Raw genomic sequence first — 20057 nt, forward strand, 5'->3', positions numbered from 1 at the left:
ATAAGTTGGGTCAGACAACGAGAGTCAGCAGGACATCATTTTTCTGTACCTGTTCCTGAGTTGTTTCGAACACATCCACTTCTTGTTGCGTTAGAGTGACAATGACAGGTGTTACGGTTTCATATCCGGCTTCCTTGATCTTATCGATGTCAAACTGGATTAACAGATCGCCCTGTCTTACGATATCACCTTCTTGAACGACAGGAGAGAAGTGTTTTCCCTTTAGCGCTACTGTGTTGATGCCAACATGAATCAGAATTTCCGTTCCTGCGTTGGTTGTTAACCCGATGGCATGTCCAGTCGGGAAGAGGGAAGTGACAACACCGTCTACCGGAGCGACAACTTCGCCAATCTCAGGGACAATCGCCAAACCTTTGCCCATAGCACCAGTCGAAAAGGCTGGGTCGTTAATGGTATTCAGTGCTACGGCTTTACCTGTAAGCGGGCTATAAATTTGTTCTTTCTTGATCTCCGTTGTTTTAGTCTCAAGTACGACAGGAAGTTCTGCTGGTGTACTTTCAGCCGACGTGTGGGAGACAGATTCATTGGTCTCGGAAGCTGTGTCTTTGCTTTTGTTTTCATAACCAAACATCACCGTTAATACCGCTGCTACCGCAAAGGAGCAGGCAATCGCAATCACGTAGACAACCGTTGGTGTATAGACAGGAATGGCAAATATATTGTGGAACACATAAGCAGTCATTTTAACACCAAAGTGACCATTGATGGCACCGCCGATCGCACCTGCGATAACCACAATAGGAATCACACGTTTATAACGCAGGATCAGACCATATACAATTGGTTCAGTGACTCCTGCAAGTAAACCTGTAAGGCTGGTTGAGCCAGCAAGAGTGCGCAGGGTTTTGTTCTTTTTGGCTTTCAGGAAAATACCGAAGGCTACACCGATTTGTGCAAATACAGCTGCAGCAGCCATGGCTTCAATCGGATCGCCGCCAACCCCGATATTCTGTATCGTGATTGGAGTAAAGCCCCAGTGGAGTCCGAACACAACCATGAAGGTCATGAATCCACCGAGTACAACCCCTGATAATATACCGCTGACCCCAATGAGCCAAGTTACGCCGGAGGAGATCCAGTCACCTACCGTGGTGCCGAATGGTCCAAAGGCCATTGCGGACAGAGGAACCATAATCATCAAAGCAATCATCGGTACAAGGAACAATTGCAGGTCTTTCAAAATGATTTTCTTGAGTAACTTATCGAGAACAGCGTAGATACTAATCGATATGAAGATTGGGAATACGCTGGCTGAATAATTCATCATGACAACCGGTATACCCAGGAATGATACATCGGAGCCCTTATCCATCAGCCCGGTGAAGCTCGGTTCCATCAGAGCGGCACCAATTACGCCAGCTACATAAGGATTGGCTTTCAGCTTCATACCCAGTGTGATGCCGAGGAAGATAGGCAAGAAATAAAATACAGCGTTGCCGGCAGCAGATAAAATCAGGTATGTGTCACTTGTATCCGACATCCATCCGAGCATGGTCAGGACAGTCAGCAAAGCTTTTAGCATACCTGATCCTGCCATAGCCGGGATTAACGGCGAGAAACTTCCGGATATAATTTCAAAAACTTTGGATAATAGCGAGGTTTTTTCCCCTGTAGACTCAGCCGATGAGGAGGAATCTCCTCCAAAATCCCGGTTTTTCATAATCTCCGCATATACATGAGCCACGTTACTACCGATGACCACCTGGAACTGGCCGCCGCTTTCTACAACGGTAATAATGCCGTCATGCTTTTCAAGCGTTTCGCGTTCGGCTTTTTTGGAATCTTTCAGGTCGAATCTCAGCCGGGTCGCACAGTGGACAAGACCATTGATATTGGCTTCTCCGCCGACGAGACGAACGATGTCATCCCCCATTTTTTTATGATCCATGTTCATTCTCCTTTGTTGTTAAGATTGCCTGAAAACAAAAAATACCTAAACGAATGGCTATGATCATCGGAAAGATGACCTGTTGCCAATCATTTAGGTATCGCCTGCTTGAGCAGTAACAATCCTTGTCGTTAAGTTGTGAGACCTACTATATATGACGCCGAAATCGTTTGCAAGCTTTTTTTATTCCGCGTCGAGAAGCTCGTTACGGGAAGTGACACGTTGAATATGGATCGTCAAATACACCTTTTCATCAATGGACATGGCACTTTCAAACTTGTCTTCAAGGTACTGATTGATCCGCTGTGTACACTCAAAAGCGTTGCTATATTTGTCCTTCACCTGTTCATACAGAAAGTTGTCTCCTGAAGCAAATTGCTCCTGTTCATTACTCAACATTCGCTGCACAAAATATTGAAGATGGGTAATAAACCGGGAATAATTAAATGAATTTTCATCCAGGGCGATGTGGTAATGGTTGGTCACAATGTTGAAGATATCATCAATAACTTCAGTAATTTCAACGGTTTGTTTCATGCCCTGAGCATCTTGACGAGCGTTTACAAAATGCATCGCAATAAAGCTGGCCTCATGTTCATCCATTTGGATACCGAATTGTTCCTGAATCAGCTCCACAGCGTTCATGCCAATCCCAAACTCCTTCTTGTAAAACTTCTTGATCTGCCACAAAAGAGAATTCTTCAGCCCGACGGATTTACGGTACCGGGTAATAGCAAACTGAATATGATCGATCAATGATATATAGATATTATCACTAAAAATATCGCCCATTTCCTTTTTGGCATGGCCCACAATTTCGTCCGCTAACTTCAAATATTCGACCGATGTTTCCCCAATCAGATCGATTAATTTTTGTGGTATTTTATCCGATTTCAGCACAAAGGTTTTTTCGATTTTATCCTCATCCACGGGCTGTCCGTTTTTCTTTTTGAAGCCAAGACCGTTGCCAATGACAACAAATTCGTGACCAACCTGGTTCTCAGCCCGGATGACATTGTTGTTAAAAATCTGACGGATGATCATATATGTGTTTCACCTCAATTGGTCGTAATAAAAACAAAAAACCCAAACTAAGGCTTAATAGACAGCCTTGGTTTGGGTATCGCCTGCTTACCAGTAACAATCCCGAAGAAGACGCAGCTTCCTCTTTCAATTATGTCCACTATACCGCTTTCATAACAGAATAACAATACAATGATTTATGGAAATGGACGTAAAGACGTGGATTTTTGGTATAATAAGAAATGCTGGAAGTGAATTAGATGGGCTGGGTTGCATAATAAGTTACCGAGGACGGTCATTTTTAAGCATATACAGGATTATTGGAGTGATAACATGAGCAATGCAAAAGGAAAAGGCGGCACCGGCCGTGGTACGGGTAAAAAAGGATGGAACCGTTGGCAAGCCGCTGCTAACCGGGCGAAAAGTGCACCGAAGCCTTATAAAAGTAAAGGCACAAAGAAGAAGGACGATACCGAAACTTCAAGTGGCAAGCCCGAGTAAGTGTGGCTTGACGATGCCAGAGGAGAGAGCTGCCTGACTAACGGGTGGGTCTCTTTTTGCTTGAAAAGATAAAAAATTAAATTGACAGTAATGTAATATGGTAATAATATAGAGCTTACGCAAATTAGATGGTAGTGCTACTATATAGAGAAAGGAGCAACAGCATGCCTGTTAATATGGATGAAAATCCACTTGGACTGATTCTGTCACGGACGTATCTGGCATACAAAAAAACAACAACCAGAAATCTGAGTGAACAGGATATTACTCCGGAACAATTTGCAGTCTTGAATGAATTGAGCAAGGCTGGAAGTCATATATCACAGAAAAAACTGGCTGAATTAACAGTGCGGGACCAGACAACGGTAGGCAAAATTATAGACAAGTTGATTCGCAAAGGTCTGGTGACAAGAGAAGAAGATCCACAGGATCGCAGAGCGGTTTTGCTTTGTTTGACGGCGGAAGGACTGGAAATGAATAACGTTCTGACACCAAAGGCAAAACAGCAAGAGCAAGAGGCACTCGCCGAATGTTCCCCTGAAGAGCTTGAAGCATTCATGAATGTAATGAATCGCATCTATGAAAAGATGAAATAAATTTTTTTGACCAAATATGTGCATGTGCATATATATGTAGTGCAATTATTTTAATTTTAACTAATGGGAGTCGTGAACGAATGAGAAGCTTCAAAGATTTTCTTAAAGTGCCACAGACAAAAATAGGGTTGGTTTTTGCATTGATTGTTCCGCTGTTATTTGTTGTGATCTGGATGACGGGTTATCATCAAGCCACGGAGAGAGTGGATCAACTTCAAGTTGCTCTGGTGAACGAAGACGGGACACAGGGAAAAGAGGTGCAGAAGCAGATTGAAACGCTCGCGCCTTTCCATGTCAATGTACTGGGTTCTGCCGAGGAAGCTGAGCAACAGATGAATGCAGGTAACTATGCGATGGTTATTGTTATTCCGGAAGGATTCACTGACCAGATTGCAGGAGGCACAGAGGCGAGCTTACCCTTTTATATCAATCAGGGAAATGCCGATGTAGCCAAATCCATTGTGGAACATGCTGCGACCGGAATGACTGCACAAATGGGTCAAGGGATTCTGGAATCCAAGGTTCAAGTGACACTCAATAACGATAGTATAAACAGCGATGAACTGAGTGCAGCTATTGGACAAGCGATGGCGAAGATGAATGAAGGGCCTGTGAAGGCTGAAATTAATAAAACGAACAGCGTGAGTGATTTTGCAACATCGATGCTGCCTATGATTCTGGGTTTTATCACCTATATTGCTTCGATGACTATGAATATTCAGTTTAATATTACGTCGAATATCATGAAGCGTACCCATTCCAAATGGGAAATCTTCTGGGGACGGCAATTGCTGTTATTGTGTATAGCTTTGATTGTTCCCCTAATTGTGGATACAGTAGCTCTTCAGTTCACGGATGTTGCGAGCTCCTTCGGCGCTTTGTATCTGTATCATGTGCTGGTGAGTCTGGCTTGTATCTGTTTTACACAAATGAGTTTTGCCCTGTTTGGCAATGCAGGTCCTCTATTTAATGTAGCGATGGTTCCGCTCCAGTTGATGACTGCAGGAAATATAATTCCAGCCGAGATGCTGGCGCCATTCTACCGTTATATCGGAAACTTTCTGCCCGCTTCCAATGGGGTACAGGGATTTATGCGTTTGATCTATAGTGGAGAAGCAGTTGGGGGATACATGGTTCATCTTCTATTGATCTCGATTATTACGTGGGGAATTACGTTGCTGCGAGTTGGTATGCAAAAAGCAGGTAATGGACAAATGACGATGACGCCTCCAGCATCAGCACAGGCACAACATTAAGAGTTTCCTTCTATATATAATGTAATAACACACAAGAAAGTGGTTCACGTATAGTTATATGCGTGCATCACTTTTTTTGTTTATCTTTTATAATACCTCTACTTATACTCGTGGTAACTTACAGTGCCCCCAGTATCTTGCATGACCTTGATAAAAGGACAACCTAAATTGAGCATATTAATGAAGCTAAAATATAAGAGAGGAGATGTAGGCTAATAAGTTTAAAAGCAATTAGACATGTATTGCGATGTATGAATGGAAAGAATGTCATTTAAGCTATAATAAACTTTAGACTGGGATAGAGGAGAGCAACACAGTAAGAGTAGTTGATTTGTGGTAAATGAATTTTATTAAAATAAGTATTGTAATTAATATCTATACGTGATATATTATTAATCCGGCCAAGAAAACACGGTTTAACACTGGTGCGGTAAGCGAATGAAATAAGTTTCGAAAGAAACTTAAAAAAAGAGCTTGCAAAGTTGGTTCGGACATGATATTATATAAGAGTTGCTGAAGAGAACGACATTCGGTAACGAAACAAGTTTGATCTTTGAAAACTGAACAACGAGTGAGTAAACATTCTGCTTGCAGAATGAACGCGAAAGTTTGAGACAAGCCTTGGCTTGGATCGACTGGAGCACAAATGAGATTTTTAATCTCGTCAGATTCAAAATGAGCTTATCGCTCTTTTCAATACTTTATTGGAGAGTTTGATCCTGGCTCAGGACGAACGCTGGCGGCATGCCTAATACATGCAAGTCGAGCGGACTTGAAGAGAAGCTTGCTTCTCTGATGGTTAGCGGCGGACGGGTGAGTAACACGTAGGCAACCTGCCCTCAAGTTTGGGACAACTACCGGAAACGGTAGCTAATACCGAATAATTGTTTTCTTCGCCTGAAGAGAACTGGAAAGACGGAGCAATCTGTCACTTGGGGATGGGCCTGCGGCGCATTAGCTAGTTGGTGAGGTAACGGCTCACCAAGGCGACGATGCGTAGCCGACCTGAGAGGGTGATCGGCCACACTGGGACTGAGACACGGCCCAGACTCCTACGGGAGGCAGCAGTAGGGAATCTTCCGCAATGGGCGAAAGCCTGACGGAGCAATGCCGCGTGAGTGATGAAGGTTTTCGGATCGTAAAGCTCTGTTGCCAGGGAAGAACGCTTGGGAGAGTAACTGCTCTCAAGGTGACGGTACCTGAGAAGAAAGCCCCGGCTAACTACGTGCCAGCAGCCGCGGTAATACGTAGGGGGCAAGCGTTGTCCGGAATTATTGGGCGTAAAGCGCGCGCAGGCGGTCATTTAAGTCTGGTGTTTAATCCCGGGGCTCAACCCCGGATCGCACTGGAAACTGGGTGACTTGAGTGCAGAAGAGGAGAGTGGAATTCCACGTGTAGCGGTGAAATGCGTAGATATGTGGAGGAACACCAGTGGCGAAGGCGACTCTCTGGGCTGTAACTGACGCTGAGGCGCGAAAGCGTGGGGAGCAAACAGGATTAGATACCCTGGTAGTCCACGCCGTAAACGATGAGTGCTAGGTGTTAGGGGTTTCGATACCCTTGGTGCCGAAGTTAACACATTAAGCACTCCGCCTGGGGAGTACGGTCGCAAGACTGAAACTCAAAGGAATTGACGGGGACCCGCACAAGCAGTGGAGTATGTGGTTTAATTCGAAGCAACGCGAAGAACCTTACCAGGTCTTGACATCTGAATGACCGGTGCAGAGATGTACCTTTTCTTCGGAACATTCAAGACAGGTGGTGCATGGTTGTCGTCAGCTCGTGTCGTGAGATGTTGGGTTAAGTCCCGCAACGAGCGCAACCCTTATATTTAGTTGCCAGCATTTCGGATGGGCACTCTAGATAGACTGCCGGTGACAAACCGGAGGAAGGTGGGGATGACGTCAAATCATCATGCCCCTTATGACCTGGGCTACACACGTACTACAATGGCCGGTACAACGGGCTGCGAAATCGCGAGATGGAGCCAATCCCAACAAAGCCGGTCTCAGTTCGGATTGCAGGCTGCAACTCGCCTGCATGAAGTCGGAATTGCTAGTAATCGCGGATCAGCATGCCGCGGTGAATACGTTCCCGGGTCTTGTACACACCGCCCGTCACACCACGAGAGTTTATAACACCCGAAGTCGGTGGGGTAACCGCAAGGAGCCAGCCGCCGAAGGTGGGATAGATGATTGGGGTGAAGTCGTAACAAGGTAGCCGTATCGGAAGGTGCGGCTGGATCACCTCCTTTCTATGGAGAATCGTTTCCTGCAACGGAAACATTCAAATACAAAATCTAGCCAGGTCGGCTAGTTACTCACTCGTTGTTCGGTTTTGAGAGCTCAAACTCTCAAACAGCTTGCTTTTGCATGGAGCTTGTTCTTTGAAAACTAGATATCGAAACGAAACAAACGCGAATTAGAACATTCCTTTAAGCTGAACTTGTGCAAACAAGTCAAGTGTATAAAGGTAGTTAAATTGATTTTGTGATGGTATCGGGTGAGAGCGACTTTTGGCTTTGCGCAAGCAAAACAAGGGAAGCGAGCGACCGAAACCGGAACAAAATGGTTAAGCTACTAAGAGCACACGGAGGATGCCTAGGCGCTAGGAGCCGATGAAGGACGTGGCGAACAACGAAACTGCCTCGGGGAGCTGTAAGCAAGCTTTGATCCGGGGGTGTCCGAATGGGGAAACCCAGCTGGGGTAATTTCCAGTTACTCACAACTGAATACATAGGTTGTGTAGAGGCATACCAGGGGAACTGAAACATCTAAGTACCCTGAGGAAGAGAAAACAATAGTGATTCCGTCAGTAGCGGCGAGCGAACGCGGAGAAGCCCAAACCAAAGAGCTTGCTCTTTGGGGTTGTGGGACGTCTCACATGGAGTTACAAAGGAACCGGTTAAGCGAAGAGGTCTGGAAAGGCCCGCCAAAGAAGGTAAAAGCCCTGTAGTTGAAAGTTGGTTCCCTCCGAGACGGATCCCGAGTAGTGCGGGGCACGTGAAACCCCGTATGAATCCGGCAGGACCATCTGCCAAGGCTAAATACTTCCTAGCGACCGATAGTGAAGCAGTACCGTGAGGGAAAGGTGAAAAGCACCCCGGAAGGGGAGTGAAATAGAACCTGAAACCGTGTGCTTACAAAAAGTCAGAGCCCGTTTTAGGGGTGATGGCGTGCCTTTTGTAGAATGAACCGGCGAGTTACGTTCCCGTGCAAGGTTAAGGTGAAGAGCCGGAGCCGCAGCGAAAGCGAGTCTGAATAGGGCGACTTAGTACGTGGACGTAGACCCGAAACCGGGTGATCTACCCCTGTCCAGGGTGAAGGTGCGGTAACACGCACTGGAGGCCCGAACCCACGCATGTTGAAAAATGCGGGGATGAGGTGGGGGTAGCGGAGAAATTCCAATCGAACTCGGAGATAGCTGGTTCTCCCCGAAATAGCTTTAGGGCTAGCCTCGGAAAACAGAGTCGTGGAGGTAGAGCACTGATTGGGTGCGGGGCCCGCAAGGGTTACCAAGCTCAGTCAAACTCCGAATGCCATAGACTTACTTCCGGGAGTCAGACAGTGAGTGCTAAGATCCATTGTCAAAAGGGAAACAGCCCAGACCATCAGCTAAGGTCCCCAAGTGTGTGTTAAGTGGGAAAGGATGTGGAGTTGCACAGACAACCAGGATGTTGGCTTAGAAGCAGCCATCATTGAAAGAGTGCGTAATAGCTCACTGGTCGAGTGACTCTGCGCCGAAAATGTAACGGGGCTAAACACACCACCGAAGCTATGGCTTGATGCTTTGCATCAGGGGTAGGGGAGCGTTGTATAAGGGTTGAAGGTGTACCGTAAGGAGCGCTGGACATTATACAAGTGAGAATGCCGGTATGAGTAACGAAAAGATCAGTGAGAATCTGATCCGCCGAAAGCCTAAGGGTTCCTGAGGAAGGCTCGTCCGCTCAGGGTAAGTCGGGACCTAAGGCGAGGCCGAAAGGCGTAGTCGAAGGACAACAGGTCGAAATTCCTGTACCACCGTAAGCCGTTATGAGCAATGGGGGGACGCAGTAGGGTAGTGACGCGGACTGATGGATGTCCGTCTAAGCAGTAAGGCTGATGTGTAGGCAAATCCGCACATTGTAAGGCTGAGCTGTGATGGGGAGCGAAAATTATAGTAGCGAAGGTCATGATCTCACACTGCCAAGAAAAGCCTCTAGCCAGGTGATGGTGCCCGTACCGCAAACCGACACAGGTAGGCGAGAAGAGTATTCTAAGGCGCGCGGAAGAACTCTCGTTAAGGAACTCGGCAAAATGACCCCGTAACTTCGGGAGAAGGGGTGCCCCGGTAGTGTGAATAGCACGAGGGGGCCGCAGTGAAAAGGCCCAAGCGACTGTTTAGCAAAAACACAGGTCTGTGCGAAGCCGTAAGGCGAAGTATACGGGCTGACGCCTGCCCGGTGCTGGAAGGTTAAGGGGAGTGGTTAGGAGCAATCCGAAGCTGTGAACCGAAGCCCCAGTAAACGGCGGCCGTAACTATAACGGTCCTAAGGTAGCGAAATTCCTTGTCAGGTAAATTCTGACCCGCACGAATGGCGTAACGACTTGGGCGCTGTCTCAACGAGAGATCCGGTGAAATTTTAATACCTGTGAAGATGCAGGTTACCCGCGACAAGACGGAAAGACCCCATGGAGCTTTACTGCAGCTTGATATTGAATTTGGGTACGATCTGTACAGGATAGGTGGGAGCCTTTGAAGTGTGAGCGCCAGCTTGCATGGAGGCAACGTTGGGATACCACCCTGATCGTATCTAGGTTCTAACCTGGTACCGTAATCCGGTGCGGGGACAGTGTCAGGTGGGCAGTTTGACTGGGGCGGTCGCCTCCTAAAGAGTAACGGAGGCGCCCAAAGGTTCCCTCAGAATGGTTGGAAATCATTCGAAGAGTGCAAAGGCATAAGGGAGCTTGACTGCGAGACCTACAAGTCGAGCAGGGACGAAAGTCGGGCTTAGTGATCCGGTGGTACCGCATGGAAGGGCCATCGCTCAACGGATAAAAGCTACCCTGGGGATAACAGGCTTATCTCCCCCAAGAGTCCACATCGACGGGGAGGTTTGGCACCTCGATGTCGGCTCATCGCATCCTGGGGCTGAAGTAGGTCCCAAGGGTTGGGCTGTTCGCCCATTAAAGCGGTACGCGAGCTGGGTTCAGAACGTCGTGAGACAGTTCGGTCCCTATCTGTCGTGGGCGTAGGAAATTTGAGAGGAGCTGTCCTTAGTACGAGAGGACCGGGATGGACGTACCGCTGGTGTACCAGTTGTTCCGCCAGGAGCACCGCTGGGTAGCTATGTACGGACGGGATAAACGCTGAAAGCATCTAAGCGTGAAGCCCCCCTCAAGATGAGATTTCCCAGTATGTAAGACCCCTTGAAGACGACGAGGTAGATAGGCTGGGGGTGGAAGTGCAGCAATGCATGGAGCTGACCAGTACTAATCGGTCGAGGGCTTATCCAATAGCAAGTTCTAAATCGCATGTTTCGTTTCGAATCTAGTTTTCAGAGAACAACAACTCTGAAATGTAAGCTACGCGTTTGGTGGCGATGGCGGAGGGGTTCCACACGTACCCATCCCGAACACGACCGTTAAGCCCTCTAGCGCCGATGGTACTTGGACCGCAGGGTCCTGGGAGAGTAGGACGCCGCCAAGCAATCTAAAGACACACTTGATGATATCGAGTGTGTCTTTTTTATTTTAATGTAATTCAATAGTTGTGATTTGACTTGTTATATACATAAAATACTGGCGTTCCAATCCTTAAAGCTGTGATACAATAGGTGAGGTCTATATAGAAAACGGAAACACGCATAAGTACGAGGAGGAACAGTGAACACGATGAAATCAGCCCCGTTTATTGCCGTGGAAGGTCCGATCGGAGCGGGGAAAACAACGCTGGCAACGATGCTTTCCCATGAATTGAATCTTCCGTTAGTTAAAGAAATCGTAGAAGAGAATCCATTTCTGGCTTCCTTTTATCAGGATATCGACGAGTGGAGTTTCCAATTGGAAATGTTTTTTCTGTGTAATCGGTTTAAACAACTGGAAGACACGGGCGTTCATTATGTAGAGCAGAATACCCCAGTCATTTCAGACTATCATATCTATAAAAATATGATTTTTGCCGATCGTACCTTAAAGGGAACGAAACGGGATAAATATCGTCAAATCTATCATCTGTTAACAGATGATCTGCCAAAGCCCAACCTGGTGCTCTATATTGAAGCTGAACTCGATACGTTGATGTACCGCATTAACAAGCGTGGACGCTCATTTGAGCAGGATATGGACCCGGCATATATGGAACAACTGATCGCCGATTACAAAACAGGCATGGACTATCTGGCAAATAGCTCAAATCCACCAGTAATCATTAAGGTCAATGCAGAGCAACTCGACTTTGTGGAACATCCTGAACACTTCAGGCAAATTGTTAATCAGGTAAAGGAGTATATCATATGAATAACTATGGCATTCCAACGAATGCATTAATTACGGTAGCAGGTACGGTTGGGGTGGGCAAATCCACGTTAACGGCTGCACTTGCGCAGCGTTTGAACTTCAAGACCTCTCTAGAGCAAGTTGATCATAATCCATATTTGGAGAAGTTCTATCATGACTTTGAGCGTTGGAGCTTCCATCTGCAGATTTATTTCCTGGCAGAGCGATTCAAGGAACAGAAAAAGATTTTTGAACTGGGTGGCGGATTCGTACAGGATCGTTCTATCTATGAAGATACGGGCATTTTTGCACAAATGCATGCAGATCAAGGAACCATGTCTGCTACAGATTTCGAGACATACAGCAGTTTATTTGAAGCGATGGTGATGACACCGTATTTCCCACATCCAGATGTGCTGATCTATCTGGAAGGCAGTCTGCCTTCGATTTTAAACCGTATTACGGAACGCGGACGCGAGATGGAGATTCAGACGGACCGTTCGTACTGGGAACACATGCACGAGCGCTATTCCGTGTGGATTGATCAGTTTACAGCTTGCCCTGTGCTGCGTCTGAACATTGATGAGTATGATGTGCATGATCCGGCATCGGTGGATGCCATTTTGGCTCAGATTGCAGCTGTCATTCAGCCTTCCAAGGAAGTGCAAAGGTAAGATAGAGAGAGCTTTTGAATGTAGTTTTCTGGGTTACATTGGTTATATCTATGATACAGATATGTACAACATCCCTTCTACGGCTATTATGCTGTTGGAGGGGTGTTTTTTTATGTGCCAAGGGAATGATTATGAGAGGTTTGTGGACAAAACTAAAATGATATTCGAGCGAATAAGGAAATAGATGCTTAATATATCTTTTCTATTATGTAAATACATGGCACCAAAAAGTAGAAAAATGTTGAATAATAAGTCTTTTTGTGGTTTCATAGGAAAGGTGAATTCTGGAAAAGAAGCATATGCATGACTCAGGAGGGAAAGACAACGTGGAAGAGAAACAAGGAGTTAAAATCGGTATGCCGATCATTGGTGGCTTAATTGCAGCCATTCTGGGAGGCATCGTATGGGCAGCTATTGCTGCAATGACCGATTATGAGGTGGGATTAATTGCGATTTTGATTGGAGCGCTCACAGGTTACGCAGTTGTGTTGTTCTCCAATAAACAAATTGCGACGGTACATAAGATTATTGCCGTACTGTTTGCACTTGTCGGCATTTTGTTGGGGAAATATCTGACGGTGGTTTATTTTACTTCCGAACTGTTTGGTGATGTAGGCGTGATGGAACTTGTGTTTGATAGCGAGATGATCAGTGCGTTTGTGGAAACCTTCCAGGAGTACTTCAGTCAACCGATTGATTTGTTATTCATCGTGCTTGCGATTGTGTCTGCATGGCAGATTCCTGGCCGGATGGCGAGAACCAGTCTAGCTACGGATGCATCTTCATCGGATCACGCACCAAGAGCTTAATCGGATAGACGGTGGACGCTTGGCAGTAAAATGAAGAACGTTTGACAGAAGAAACTTAATGCTCATCATCCTAAGCATCTGGTGAAACGATTATATCGAAGGGCTGGGAGCAGAAGAAAAACGTAGTAAAGAGCATCTACTTTAAAAGATATTTATAAAGTACTCAGAGTGAGCAGCAGTTAGGCTTGTTCACATTGCGGCTGAGATACTTACATACATAGGGACGATACGCCTGAGGGTGTACGTCCCTTTTGTGTATACACCAGGTAGGGGGATATTGCTCATAACTTTTGCAACAATTCGGATCGATTTAAATTACTTACCACATAACCCTAGTAAATATCCAGCATGTTCATAAGGTTATTTACAAGAAAGATATGTTCACCCCAAAAGGTAGGTTCAGTTATCCGAAGGGTCGTTTACTGCGAATAAAGCTGATGACGAGAGATTACTTTTATCACTAGAGGACAGAGCTCTAAGTTCAAGACTATCGTTTACAGTACACATCTGAGGACAATGAGAATTGAATAATACTGTATGTGGTCGAAGACAGGGCTATATTATTTGTTTTGGTCAGCAAATACAGCCATAGCATCTCTCATAAATACTGCCAAACCATCGCCAAACTGATCAATATTGCGTGTGAAGCGTTCATCGTCCACGTACATCTGACCGAGTCCTCTGAAGGCTTCAGGCGAGTAGCTTCCCATCTGATTCAGCCAGGTGTACCATTCTTGAATACCGGCCTGTGCCTCGGCAGATGCTGGTTCTGTGTGACGAAGTGCGGCTAGACGCTTGTAGATTTCGTTCATTTGATTGGATAGAGCCTCTTGCTCTGTGGTTGATTTACTGTGCAGCTTCTGATTTGCGTGATCGACGGCATGGTCTCCCCAACGGTCCCGCGCTTCTTGTTCATACGGATTCTGGCTAAAATCAAATCCTTCGAATTGTTCTTTGGCTGTCATTTTAATTTCTCCTCTCACGTGTAAAACCGTTCTATCAATGGTAGCAATCATCTGGTCCAAGCGTTGGCGCTTCTCCAGTAGTATAAGTCGATGCATTTTAAGTGCTTCTTCCGGATTGAAGGAGGGGTTGGTTATAATGCTTTTGATCTCCTTCAGAGAGAAGTCGAGTTCCTTGAAAAACAATATTTGCTGCAACCGTTCCAGGTTGGCATCTGAATATAATCGATATCCGGCAGAAGTTACTTCGTCCGGTGTTAACAATCCGATCTCATCATAGTGATGCAGTGTGCGCACACTGATTGAGGCAAGTTCTGCAACTTCTTTTACCTTCATGGCCATGTGTGAAACCTCCTTACAACACCGATTGTACAGTGTCACGTTACGTGAGAGTCAACCGTTGAAAATGAAAAAACAAGATGCGAGCATGGAAGCTGCATCTTGATCATGGATTGATGACAGGATGTGACTGGATTATTATAACATTCAGTCACTGTAGGGGAGCGGCTGTGCTTCTATGTCGAAGACATGGGTTGCTACCGCGCCGCGGGGGGTGTTTTGAGGCTCCTCTGTTATGGAGAGGAGCGTGAGCAGTTGTGGGTTGCACCATGTATTCGGAGCAGCCCACGGGGCTGGCAGTGCAGGGAGAGCAGGGCTACGCCTGCATCCCGCGCACTGCCGCAGCGAACTGCGCAGCCGCTGCGCGCACGTCGGCCGCGCCCGCGATGGCGGAGATGACGGCTACTCCGTCGGCTCCAGCCGCCATCACGGCGGTCGTGGTATCGGGCGTAATGCCGCCGATACCCACAATCGGAACTGCGATGCCTGCGGCGCGCAGTTCCGCCACCCCTGCGGGGCCCAGCACAGCATGGGCATCCGCTTTGGAGCGCGTCGGGTACATGGGCCCGACGCCAAGGTAGTCGGCGCCCGCCTGCAACGCACGGCGCGCCTCATCCACAGAGTGGGCGGATACGCCAAGCATCCGCCCATCTCCAATGCGGGCGCGTACTAGCGCCGCGTCCGCATCATCCTGGCCGACATGCATGCCGTCGGCCTCCACCGCTACAGCCAGCTCCACATCATCGTTCACGATGAACGGGACCCCGTGCTGGCTGCACACCTCGCGAAGCCGCATTGCAAGCGTGATGCAAGCTTCGCCGACCAGGGCGCCAGTTCCCTTTTCACGGAACTGGAACAGCGTAATGCCGCCAGCAATGGCCTGGCGCAGCACTTCCACAGGGTCTTGCTTTGTATTGACGCTGCCCATCACTAAATATACCTGCATCGCGCGTCGTACCGCTTCTGCATCCCAAGGGCGCATCACTGCTCACCCCGCTGTCTGCGCTGATACGCAAAATGATTTGTCGGCCCATGTCCGGCCCCAATCCCCAGCTCATCTTCGATGGCTGCCTGAATGAATGCTCGCGCGGTCGTAACGGCAGCCAGAACAGGTGAACCCTTGGCTAACTCTGCGGTGATGGCAGCAGAGTATGTGCACCCCGTTCCGTGTGTATGACGGGTTACCACACGAACATTCTCCAGATAATGAAAAGACTGCCCATCGTAGAGCACATCCACGATCATGCCACTTCCTTCATCATGACCACCTTTGACCAAAGCATACGTTGAGCCCATCTGTACAATCCGTCTTGCGGCTTCTTCCCGCTGGCTCAGATTGGTGATAGACATCCCGGTAAGCAGTTCCGCTTCCGGGATATTGGGTGTTGTGATCAGGGCATGGGGCAACAGATCCGTAACCAACGCCTTTACAGCTTCCTGCTGGAGAAGGGGGGCGCCACCTTTGGCTACCATCACAGGGTCGATGACCAGATTAGCCCAACGGTATTGCTGCCATTTCTCAGCGACTAGACGAATAATCTCGGCACTATATAACATGCCGGTCTTCGTTGCGGTTGGTTGAAAGTCTTCGCCGGTCGAGTCCAATTGCTGGGCAATGCCATCGTAAGGGATGGGAAAAACGCCCTGCACACCAGTTGTATTTTGGGCAGCAATAGCGGTGATAACGGTCATGCCGTATACACCAAGTTCTTGGAATGTTTTCAGATCGGCCTGAATGCCTGCGCCGCCCCCGTTATCGGAGCCTGCAATGGTTAGCGCTTGAGCAATACTCATACTGCACCTCCACGGATCTGACGGATCTGTGCGCGTTCTGCCAAGAGGTCTGGTGTTACTTGTGCCAGTTGATTCAACAATTCAATCTGGAAGCTACCCGGCCCCTGATGAGCTGTCCGCTCTGCCGCCAGTTCAGCTGCTACACCATAAAACGCTAGCGCTTCAACAACACTGCCTAGAAGATCGGCTCCTGATTCCGCTATGGCTGTAAAAGCGCCAATCACTGAACTGAGCAGACAGCCAGCACCTGTGACCTGAGTGAGCAGGGCATGACCATTACTCGTGAGGAATGTGGATTGTCCATCAGTAATAATATCTTCTTTTCCGGTAATGACCACGACACAGCCAAGTTTATGCGCTGCCCGCTCCGCAATGCCGATTCGGTCGCCCTCACCTGATCCTGCGTCCACACCTTTAATACTCCAACTCTCACCGATGACATTAGCGACCTCTGCCACATTGCCGCGCAGTACCGTGAGACGAAGTTCACGAATGAGCATCTGCACGGTTTCCGTGCGATAGGTGGTTGCGCCAGCTCCAACCGGATCAAGCACCACAGGCACGTGATGCGCATTAGCCGATTGGCCTGCCAGACGGATTGCCTGAACGACTTTGTCATCGAGTGTACCGATGTTGAGTACCACGGCTCCTGACATCTTGGCGACATCAGCGACCTCTTCATGAGCATAGGCCATAAAAGGGGACGCACCGAGTGCAAGCAGACCATTGGCTGTGAAGGGAGCCACGACAAGGTTAGTGATATTGTGTACCAGCGGATTTTGCGTACGAACACGTTCCAGATAAGACATATAATTTCCTCCTTGTTTTGAAGTAACCCGATCGGCGGAAGTCCGATATCTGGAGTCACTCAACAGAATAATTGGATATGAGTTCCCTTGTTGAGTTGGGGCGCAGAGTCTAACAACAGCCAGATGCATTAATGCGGGAAAAGCAGAAACGTAAAATCTAAATCAATTTCATAACTCACTAAAATGGATTTTTGGAACTGGATATAGACAAATTGAATCATTCTGATCGATATCTAGCGAAACAGTAAAAAACGAAACGATACAAAATACAGAAAGTGAACCCAGGGTATTTCTCCAAACTCAGGCAAGCAATACTGTGATGGATGTTAGCATCCAACCAGTGTCTTGAAGTCCAGGCTGGTCGATACCCAACTGATTGGGGCACGATCGATCGGGGCACGACTGGTCAGACGATGTTTCTAAAGAACACAGGACGTCTTATTTGGCTGTCAGGTCCTCCTTTTGAAATGTAAGGAACATCAGACACGTTATTCCCAGAATCTCCTGACCAAAACGCTGCAAACAGCTATTTATTCTGATATAACATGTTTCAGGTTCTTTAGATTTCTGCAACCGCTCCAAATCCCTGAATAGGACGCCTCAGATTCGTTAGCGGTCGTAGCATGCTCTGTTTCGATCAAGTTAAGGAGCGTTTCAGCTCCCAGTAGGCTTGAAGATAAGCGCTAATTACATTACCAAATACATATCAACAAGCCACCCAAACGCATATCAATCTGCCCAGATGCACATCAAGCCACTTAGGATTGTTATAAATTCTGATCCTCCGATGCTTGCTTCAGGCCAATTCCATTTCGCAAAACTTCATGCATTCGATCCTACGTTTTGCTAACTTTGCTTTTAATCACATTGCTTTCATTCCCTTTATGTTCAATCACTTTTCCTTTATTCGCGTTGCTCTCCTTTATTTACTCTCCTTGCAGAGTAATAAAAGTATCCTCGGCTTTCACCGATTCAGGAATCAAATCCTGTTCAACGAGCCATGTACGTACATTTTCCCACGATTCCATTTCCTGCCGACCAAATGGTTGGCCTTCTTCATTCATGAGTGGTAGCAGAATTGCCAGGCTTTTGGTTTCGATCTCCGGGTCAAGCGGTGATGTTTCATTCTCATGAGCGAGCAGAATACTCAAGGCTTCTTCTGGATGCTCAGTCACATATTTCTGTCCTTCCTGGACCGCTTTGACGAACCGGGTAAGTTGGTCTTTTTTTGCTTCAATGCCAGCTTCACTTGCAGTCAGGACCAATTCATAATAATCAGGCACACCATAATCGACGGGGTTAATCGATTTCATGGCATGTCCTTCTTTCTCCAAAATCAATTGTTCATGGTTAATAAAACCACCCATAATCGCATCCGCTTGTCCGGAAGCCAGCGAAGGAATCAGATCGAACCCAACGTCGACCAGATTTATGTTGTCGGGATTGCCGCCATCCTTACTGATCATCGTGCGTACCATCGCTTCGTACAGAGGAATGGAGGAATAACCAACAGTCTTTTCTTCAAGATCTTTGGGTGAACTTACGTTGCCATTCGCTTCGGTCAACAGATGCACAAGCGGGTGCCGAACAACAGCAGCAATGGAACGTACAGGAATGTTCTCGCCACGCGCGAGCAAGATTTGGGGCTGGTAACTTAGGGCCAGATCAATTTTTCCGGCAGCAACAAGTTTGAGCGAATCATTGGTATCCGCAGGCATCTGAATATCGAGATCCAGACCTTGGTCTGCAAAGTATCCTTTTTCCTGAGCCACATAGATGAAGGAGTGTACTGCATTCGGGTACCAGTCGAGCATGATAGACAGTTTATCTTTGGCGTCTGATGCAGGTTCGGTTGCAGACGGATCTGTTTGCTGTGTATTGGTTGCCGAATCTGTTGTTGGCGTATTTTGGCTATTGTCTGTGGTGCTGCATCCGCTAACGATCAGCAAAAGGCTAATGAGTATGATGGGAAGCAGGGAGTATATACCTTTGTTATTCATAAATGAAGTTCCTCATTTCATCGTTTTGATTTGTAGAAAATGGGCAACAGCATGTTAACGATAATGTGACAATGAACTGATTGAAGATGTTGCTGAAATTGTGCATAAGATATGTTTTGTTTTGAAGATTGTAACTACTGTATTTACATCTAATTTCTGTCTAAGTATTATCCAACCTTTCTTTTGCCTCCATGACGATGACGCCGTATGCTAAACCGTTTCTCCAGCCAGGTAATCAGTACAAACAAAACGATCCCAAGCAGGGATAACAGCAAAATGGCGGCAAACATCGCATCCGTGTTCATGTTGCTGGACATACGACGGCTGAAGTACCCTAGACCTTTGCTACCACCGAGCCATTCGCCAATCGTTGCCCCAACCACGCAGTACACCACAGACATCTTTAGCCCCGAGAAAAAAGAGGGAAGTGCCAGCGGAACCTGGAGTTTGCAAAAAATATCCCACTTGCTGGCGCCCATGGTGAGCAACAGTTCACGCTGCTCTGGATCGCCTTGGCGGAGTCCATCGTAGGTACTGACCACAATGGGGAAGAATGCGATTAAAAATACCACGGCGACTTTGCTCCACAACGTGTAACCAAACCACAGGATAAATACGGGGGACAAGGCAATCAACGGTATGGTCTGACTGATCACGATGAAGGGATACAATGCCCTTTCAATCGATCGGTTCATATGCATGCCTGTTGCCAGCGTAATTCCAGTCACTATGGACAAGACAAAACCAACAACAACCTCCATAAAGGTAGCAGGCAGATGGATGGTCAACAGCAGACGGCGATGCTCAACCAGTGAGCTTACGATGGCCGTGGGTGCAGGAATGATGAAGGAGGGCACCCATCCCATACGCACAATCACTTCCCAGATCGCCAGTAATAAGAACATGAGC

The 20057-nt window shown here is 47.3% G+C and carries 14 protein-coding genes and 3 rRNA genes; 9 read left to right on the top strand and 8 right to left on the bottom strand.

The genetic code is table 11. From position 1 onward, the window contains the following. Window positions 1-10: 10 nt before the first annotated feature. Both NST38_RS04560 and licT read right to left on the bottom strand, forming a co-directional pair. Complete coding sequence (locus NST38_RS04560; protein ID WP_076253739.1) at window positions 11-1909, bottom strand: beta-glucoside-specific PTS transporter subunit IIABC; 1899 nt, start codon at window positions 1907-1909, stop codon at window positions 11-13. 183 nt (window positions 1910-2092) lie between these two features. Next, entirely contained in the window at window positions 2093-2953 is an 861-nt protein-coding gene (gene licT / locus NST38_RS04565; RefSeq protein ID WP_036668276.1) for a BglG family transcription antiterminator LicT, read from the bottom strand. A 312-nt stretch (window positions 2954-3265) separates the two neighbouring features. On the opposite strand from licT, the gene NST38_RS04570 reads away from it, so the two are divergent. From NST38_RS04570 to NST38_RS04610, 9 genes are all read left to right on the top strand, one after another. Beyond that, the gene (locus tag NST38_RS04570) at window positions 3266-3433 is read left to right on the top strand and encodes a DUF3934 family protein (RefSeq protein WP_074093608.1); all 168 of its coding nucleotides are present in this window, start codon (window positions 3266-3268) and stop codon (window positions 3431-3433) included. 164 nt (window positions 3434-3597) lie between these two features. Further along, window positions 3598-4029 carry a MarR family winged helix-turn-helix transcriptional regulator gene (locus NST38_RS04575; protein ID WP_036605963.1) on the top strand — a complete coding sequence of 144 codons (432 nt, stop codon included), beginning with the start codon at window positions 3598-3600 and terminating at the stop codon, window positions 4027-4029. An 80-nt stretch (window positions 4030-4109) separates the two neighbouring features. Further along, window positions 4110-5285: a YhgE/Pip domain-containing protein gene (locus tag NST38_RS04580; RefSeq protein ID WP_076253738.1), complete on the top strand. Its 1176-nt coding sequence runs from the start codon at window positions 4110-4112 to the stop codon at window positions 5283-5285. Between the two features lie 701 nt (window positions 5286-5986). Beyond that, window positions 5987-7539: ribosomal RNA gene (locus NST38_RS04585) — 16S ribosomal RNA — on the top strand. A gap of 315 nt (window positions 7540-7854) precedes the next feature. Further along, window positions 7855-10780: ribosomal RNA gene (locus NST38_RS04590) — 23S ribosomal RNA — on the top strand. A 76-nt stretch (window positions 10781-10856) separates the two neighbouring features. Beyond that, window positions 10857-10973 (top strand): 5S ribosomal RNA (rrf, locus tag NST38_RS04595). The 16S, 23S and 5S rRNA genes sit together here, the layout of an rRNA operon. Window positions 10974-11158: 185 nt before the next feature. Further along, entirely contained in the window at window positions 11159-11782 is a 624-nt protein-coding gene (locus tag NST38_RS04600; RefSeq protein WP_076253494.1) for a deoxynucleoside kinase, read from the top strand. Next, complete coding sequence (locus tag NST38_RS04605; protein WP_036672670.1) at window positions 11779-12435, top strand: deoxynucleoside kinase; 657 nt, start codon at window positions 11779-11781, stop codon at window positions 12433-12435. Before NST38_RS04600 ends, NST38_RS04605 begins: the two co-directional genes overlap by 4 nt. Before the next feature lie 326 nt (window positions 12436-12761). Next, window positions 12762-13244 carry a hypothetical protein gene (locus NST38_RS04610; protein ID WP_053061447.1) on the top strand — a complete coding sequence of 161 codons (483 nt, stop codon included), beginning with the start codon at window positions 12762-12764 and terminating at the stop codon, window positions 13242-13244. A gap of 560 nt (window positions 13245-13804) precedes the next feature. Here the strand turns inward: NST38_RS04610 and NST38_RS04615 are convergent. The 6 genes from NST38_RS04615 to NST38_RS04640 form a co-directional block, all read right to left on the bottom strand. Continuing rightward, window positions 13805-14548: a MerR family transcriptional regulator gene (locus tag NST38_RS04615; protein WP_047841695.1), complete on the bottom strand. Its 744-nt coding sequence runs from the start codon at window positions 14546-14548 to the stop codon at window positions 13805-13807. A 313-nt stretch (window positions 14549-14861) separates the two neighbouring features. Next, the gene (gene thiE, locus NST38_RS04620) at window positions 14862-15527 is read right to left on the bottom strand and encodes a thiamine phosphate synthase (protein WP_076253493.1); all 666 of its coding nucleotides are present in this window, start codon (window positions 15525-15527) and stop codon (window positions 14862-14864) included. After that, window positions 15527-16339 (bottom strand): bifunctional hydroxymethylpyrimidine kinase/phosphomethylpyrimidine kinase, encoded by an 813-nt coding sequence (gene thiD, locus NST38_RS04625; RefSeq protein ID WP_076253492.1) that lies wholly within the window; start codon window positions 16337-16339, stop codon window positions 15527-15529. Before thiD ends, thiE begins: the two co-directional genes overlap by 1 nt. Continuing rightward, complete coding sequence (gene thiM / locus NST38_RS04630) at window positions 16336-17148, bottom strand: hydroxyethylthiazole kinase (protein ID WP_036672665.1); 813 nt, start codon at window positions 17146-17148, stop codon at window positions 16336-16338. The genes thiD and thiM overlap by 4 nt, the downstream gene beginning before the upstream one ends. Window positions 17149-18074: 926 nt before the next feature. Continuing rightward, on the bottom strand, window positions 18075-19148 hold the full coding sequence (locus NST38_RS04635) for an ABC transporter substrate-binding protein (RefSeq protein WP_076253491.1): 1074 nt from the start codon (window positions 19146-19148) through the stop codon (window positions 18075-18077). A gap of 167 nt (window positions 19149-19315) precedes the next feature. Further along, a complete protein-coding gene (locus NST38_RS04640) occupies window positions 19316-20053 on the bottom strand; it encodes an ABC transporter permease (protein WP_340389128.1) in 738 nt (245 codons plus the stop codon). Window positions 20054-20057: the final 4 nt, after the last annotated feature.

This window comes from Paenibacillus sp. FSL H8-0104 (assembly GCF_038050215.1).
Taxonomy (GTDB): Bacteria; Bacillota; Bacilli; order Paenibacillales; family Paenibacillaceae; genus Paenibacillus; species Paenibacillus amylolyticus.

What these genes read in the sequence shown, in the direction of transcription:
- NST38_RS04560 (WP_076253739.1), bottom strand. Translation starts at nt 1,909, where the DNA reads ATGGATCATAAAAAAATGGGGGATGACATCGTTCGTCTCGTCGGCGGA.
- licT (WP_036668276.1), bottom strand. Translation starts at nt 2,953, where the DNA reads ATGATCATCCGTCAGATTTTTAACAACAATGTCATCCGGGCTGAGAAC.
- NST38_RS04570 (WP_074093608.1), top strand. Translation starts at nt 3,266, where the DNA reads ATGAGCAATGCAAAAGGAAAAGGCGGCACCGGCCGTGGTACGGGTAAA.
- NST38_RS04575 (WP_036605963.1), top strand. Translation starts at nt 3,598, where the DNA reads ATGCCTGTTAATATGGATGAAAATCCACTTGGACTGATTCTGTCACGG.
- NST38_RS04580 (WP_076253738.1), top strand. Translation starts at nt 4,110, where the DNA reads ATGAGAAGCTTCAAAGATTTTCTTAAAGTGCCACAGACAAAAATAGGG.
- NST38_RS04600 (WP_076253494.1), top strand. Translation starts at nt 11,159, where the DNA reads ATGAAATCAGCCCCGTTTATTGCCGTGGAAGGTCCGATCGGAGCGGGG.
- NST38_RS04605 (WP_036672670.1), top strand. Translation starts at nt 11,779, where the DNA reads ATGAATAACTATGGCATTCCAACGAATGCATTAATTACGGTAGCAGGT.
- NST38_RS04615 (WP_047841695.1), bottom strand. Translation starts at nt 14,548, where the DNA reads ATGGCCATGAAGGTAAAAGAAGTTGCAGAACTTGCCTCAATCAGTGTG.
- thiE (WP_076253493.1), bottom strand. Translation starts at nt 15,527, where the DNA reads ATGCGCCCTTGGGATGCAGAAGCGGTACGACGCGCGATGCAGGTATAT.
- thiD (WP_076253492.1), bottom strand. Translation starts at nt 16,339, where the DNA reads ATGAGTATTGCTCAAGCGCTAACCATTGCAGGCTCCGATAACGGGGGC.
- thiM (WP_036672665.1), bottom strand. Translation starts at nt 17,148, where the DNA reads ATGTCTTATCTGGAACGTGTTCGTACGCAAAATCCGCTGGTACACAAT.
- NST38_RS04635 (WP_076253491.1), bottom strand. Translation starts at nt 19,148, where the DNA reads ATGAATAACAAAGGTATATACTCCCTGCTTCCCATCATACTCATTAGC.
- NST38_RS04640 (WP_340389128.1), bottom strand. Translation starts at nt 20,053, where the DNA reads ATGTTCTTATTACTGGCGATCTGGGAAGTGATTGTGCGTATGGGATGG.